A 3867-nucleotide genomic window follows, 5' to 3' on the forward strand; every position below is an offset into this window, starting at 1 on the left:
CTTCAGCTTCAGCGACGGCGTCAGATGGCCGGCCTCCTCGGTGAAGTCCACGGTCAGGACGGTGAACTTGCGGATCGACTCGGCGCGCGAGACGAGCCGGTTGGCCTCGTCGACCGCACGTTGCAGCGCGATGTGGAGCTCCTCGTCGTGGACGAGTTCGCGCAGCGGGACGTCCTCCTTCTTCATCATCCGGCGCCAGTGGGACAGCCCGTCCGGCTCCAGGGTGATCAGGGCGGTGATGAACGAGCGGTTGTCGCCGACCACCATGCACTGGCTGACCAGCGGGTGCGCGCGCAGCCAGTCCTCCAGCGGGGCCGGGGTGACGTTCTTGCCGCCCGAGGTGATGATGATGTCCTTCTTGCGGCCGGTGATCGTGAGGTAGCCGTCCTCGTCGAGCGTGCCCAGGTCCCCGGTGGCGAACCAGCCGCCGTCCAGCGCGGGAACGGCCTCGCCGCGTTCGGCGTCCCAGTAGCCCTGGAACACCTGGCCGCCGCTGAGCAGCACCTCGCCGTCCTGCGCGATGCGGACGGCGGTGCCCGGCATCGGCCAGCCGACCGTGCCCAGACGTGGTCTGAGGGGCGGGGTCACGGTGGCGGCCGCGGTGGTCTCCGTCAGGCCGTAGCCCTCGAAGATCTCGATGCCGGCGCCCGCGTAGAAGGCGGCGAGCCTGCTGCCCAGCGGGGAGCCGCCGCAGATCGCGTACCGGACCTGGCCGCCGAGCGCGGCCCGGATGCGGCGGTAGACCAGCGGGTCGTACAGCGCGCGGGCCGCCCGCAGCCCCAGGCCCGGGCCGGGACCGGTGCCGTGTTCGGCGGCCTCGACGGCCTGGCCGTACCGCTGGGCGATCCGCGCGGCCCGGTCGAAGGACGAGGCGCGGCCCATCTTCTCGGCGGTGGCCCGGCCGGTGTTGTAGACCTTCTCCAGTACGTACGGAATGGCCAGCAGGAACGACGGTTTGAACCCGGCCAGGTCGGCGAGCAGGTCCTCGGTCCTGATGGACGGGGCGTGGCCGAGGCGGACCCGGGCGCGCAGGCAGCCGATCGCGACCATCCGCCCGAAGACGTGCGACAGCGGCAGGAACAGCAGGGTGGACGCGGGGTACTTGCTGACCGATGTGAAGACCGGGTGCAGCAGCTCGATGGCGTTGTCGACCTCGGCGAAGAAGTTGCCGTGGGTCAGCACGCAGCCCTTGGGACGGCCGGTGGTGCCCGAGGTGTAGACGAGGGTGGCGGGGGTCCCCGGCTCCAGCGTGGCGCGCCGGGCCGCGACGGCGTCGTCGGGGACGTCCCTGCCGGTCTTCTTCAGCCGGCCCAGCACGCCCGTGTCGAACTGCCAGAGGTGGGTGAGGCCGCCGAGCTGCTTGCGCTCCTGGCTGATGACGCGGCTCTGTTCGGCCGTCTCGACCGCGCAGGCGACGGCGCCCGAGTCCTGGAGTATCCAGCGGGCCTGGAAGGCGGAGGAGGTCGGGTAGATGGGGACGGTGACCAGGCCGGCGGCCCAGGCCGCGAAGTCGAGCAGCGTCCACTCGTACGTCGTACGGGCCATGATCGCGATGCGGTCGCCGCCCCGCAGCCCTTCCGCGATCAGGCCCTTGGCGACGGCGAGCACCTCGCCCGCGAAGTCCGCCGCCGTCACGTCCTGCCAGCTGCCGTCCGGCTGCTTGCGGCTGAGGACGGCGTCGGCCGGGGCCTCGCGGGCGTTGTCGAAGGGGATCTCGGCGAGCGAGCCGCGGCGGACGGGCGGGGCGAACGCCGGTACGGAGACCTGCTGGACGCTTCCGTCGGCCGCCCTGACCTTGGTCGGCTCGACCAGGACGGGCGCGGTGGATGTGGCGGGTGGCGTGGACACGTGCGGCTCCTCGAAATCGGGGTCGGGCGGGTTCGGTTCCGGCGGACGGGCCCTGGACGTGTCAGGCGCGTTCCAGGATCGCCGTGACGCCCTGGCCGCCCGCCGCGCAGATCGAGATCAGCCCACGGCCCGGCGCGCCCCGCTCCGCGAGGAGTTTGGCGAGGGTGGCGACGATCCTCGCGCCCGTCGCGGCGAACGGGTGCCCGGTGGCGAGTGAGGAACCCGCCACGTTGAGCTTCTCCCGGTCCACCGGGGCGAGCCCCGCCTTCTCCCAGGCGGCCAGCGTGGCGAGCACCTGGGAGGCGAAGGCCTCGTGGACCTCGAAGAGGTCGAAGTCCTCGACCGTCAGCCCGGCGCGCTCCAGCAGCCGCGGCACGGCGTACGCGGGCGCCATCAGCAGACCGTCCTCCCCGCCCACGTAGTCGACCGCCGCGGTCTCGTACAGCGAGAGGTAGGCCAGGGGTTCCAGCCCGTGCCGCTCGGCCCACTCCTCGCTCGCCAGCAGCACCGTCGCGGCACCGTCGGTGAGCGGGGTGGAGTTGCCCGCGGTCATCGTCGCGTCCGGGTGGACCGCGCCGAACACCGGCTTCAGCGTGGCGAGTTTCTCCACCGTGGAGCCGGGGCGCAGGTTCTGGTCGCGGTCCAGGCCGAGGTACGGGACGACGAGGTCGTCCAGGAACCCCCGGTCGTACGCGGCGGCCAGGCGCCGGTGGCTGGTGGCGGCGAGCAGGTCCTGCTCCGCGCGGCCGATGTCCCACCGGCGTGCGGTGACCGCCGCGTGGTCGCCCATCGAGAGACCGGTGCGCGGTTCGGCGTTGCGCGGGATGTCCGGGACGAGATGCCGGGGACGTACGCCCGCGAACGCCTTGACCCGGCCGCCCGCCGTCTTCGCCCGCCGGGCCGACAGCAGCAGCCTGCGCAGCTCGTCGTTGACGCCGAGGGGCGCGTCGCTCGTGGTGTCCGCGCCGCCCGCGACCGCGGAGTCGATCGCACCGAGCATGATCTTGTTGGCGGCGGCGATGACGGCCTGGAGGCCGGTGCCGCAGGCCTGCTGGACGTCGTACGCGGGGGTGCGCGGGTCGAGCCGCGAGCCGAGCACGGTCTCCCGGGCCAGGTTGAAGTCCCGGCTGTGCTTGAGGACCGCGCCCGCGGCGAACTCGCCGACCTGCTGCCCCTGGAGCCCGAACCGCTCGACCAGACCGTCCAGCGCGGCGGTGAGCATCTGCTGGTTGGAGGCCTGGGCGTACGGCCCGTCCGAGCGCGCGAAGGGGATACGGCTGCCACCGATGACCGCGACCCGGCGGGGCTGCGGGAGTGCGAGGGGGATCAACTCGACCAACTCATCTCGACCAGCTCCTGACTCTTGAGTAACCTTACTCCGGAGTAAATCTACGACCGAGCAGGGAGTCTGGACAATGGCCGACCGCTATCTGCACTTCACCGGCACGGCAACCGGCCGATTTCTGACCCGGAGAATCGGCCTGCCGCAGCCCGCACCGCTGCGCCGCTGGTCGCTGGAGACCCAGTCGCTGACCGGCCCGGTCCTCCACCTCACCGCCGGGGACTCCGCCGTCACCGATGAGCTGGGCGCGATCCTGGCCGCGACCGGCCTGGAGGTGAGGGCGAGCGCCGACCGGCCGGCCGCGGTCGTCCTGGACGCCACGGCCGTCGACACCGCCGCCGGGCTCGGGGACGTGCACGCCGCGCTGCACCCCGTCGTCCGCTCGCTCGCACCGGGCGGCCGCATCGTCGTCGTCGGAGTGCGCCCGTCCCCGGACGACCACCACCAGGCCGCCGCCCAGCAGGCCCTCGAAGGCTTTGTGCGCTCGCTCGGCAAGGAGATCGGCAAGGGCGCGACCGTGCAGCTGGTGCGCCTCGCGCCCGGCGCGGTCGAGGGCGCCGAATCCACCCTGCGCTTCCTGCTGTCGCCCCGGTCCGCCTACATCAGCGGCCAGGTCATCGAGGTGTCCTCGGCCGCCCCCGGCCCGGTCGCCGACTGGGCCGCCCCGCTCGCCGGAC

The 3867-nt window shown here is 73.0% G+C and carries 3 protein-coding genes; 1 reads left to right on the forward strand and 2 read right to left on the reverse strand.

The annotated features are described in order from the left end of the window. Both J1C73_RS34180 and J1C73_RS34185 read right to left on the reverse strand, forming a co-directional pair. Window positions 1-1848: AMP-dependent synthetase/ligase (locus tag J1C73_RS34180; RefSeq protein WP_207319753.1), on the reverse strand; the 1848-nt coding region annotated here is incomplete at its 3' end. A gap of 61 nt (window positions 1849-1909) precedes the next feature. Further along, window positions 1910-3187 carry an acetyl-CoA C-acetyltransferase gene (locus J1C73_RS34185; RefSeq protein WP_207319754.1) on the reverse strand — a complete coding sequence of 426 codons (1278 nt, stop codon included), beginning with the start codon at window positions 3185-3187 and terminating at the stop codon, window positions 1910-1912. A gap of 76 nt (window positions 3188-3263) precedes the next feature. Here J1C73_RS34185 and J1C73_RS34190 point away from each other — a divergent pair. Beyond that, window positions 3264-3867 (forward strand): SDR family oxidoreductase (locus tag J1C73_RS34190; protein WP_504745094.1); only part of this gene is annotated, 604 nt, incomplete at its 3' end.

The organism is Streptomyces laculatispora (assembly GCF_017353455.1).
Classification (GTDB): Bacteria; Actinomycetota; Actinomycetes; order Streptomycetales; family Streptomycetaceae; genus Streptomyces; species Streptomyces laculatispora.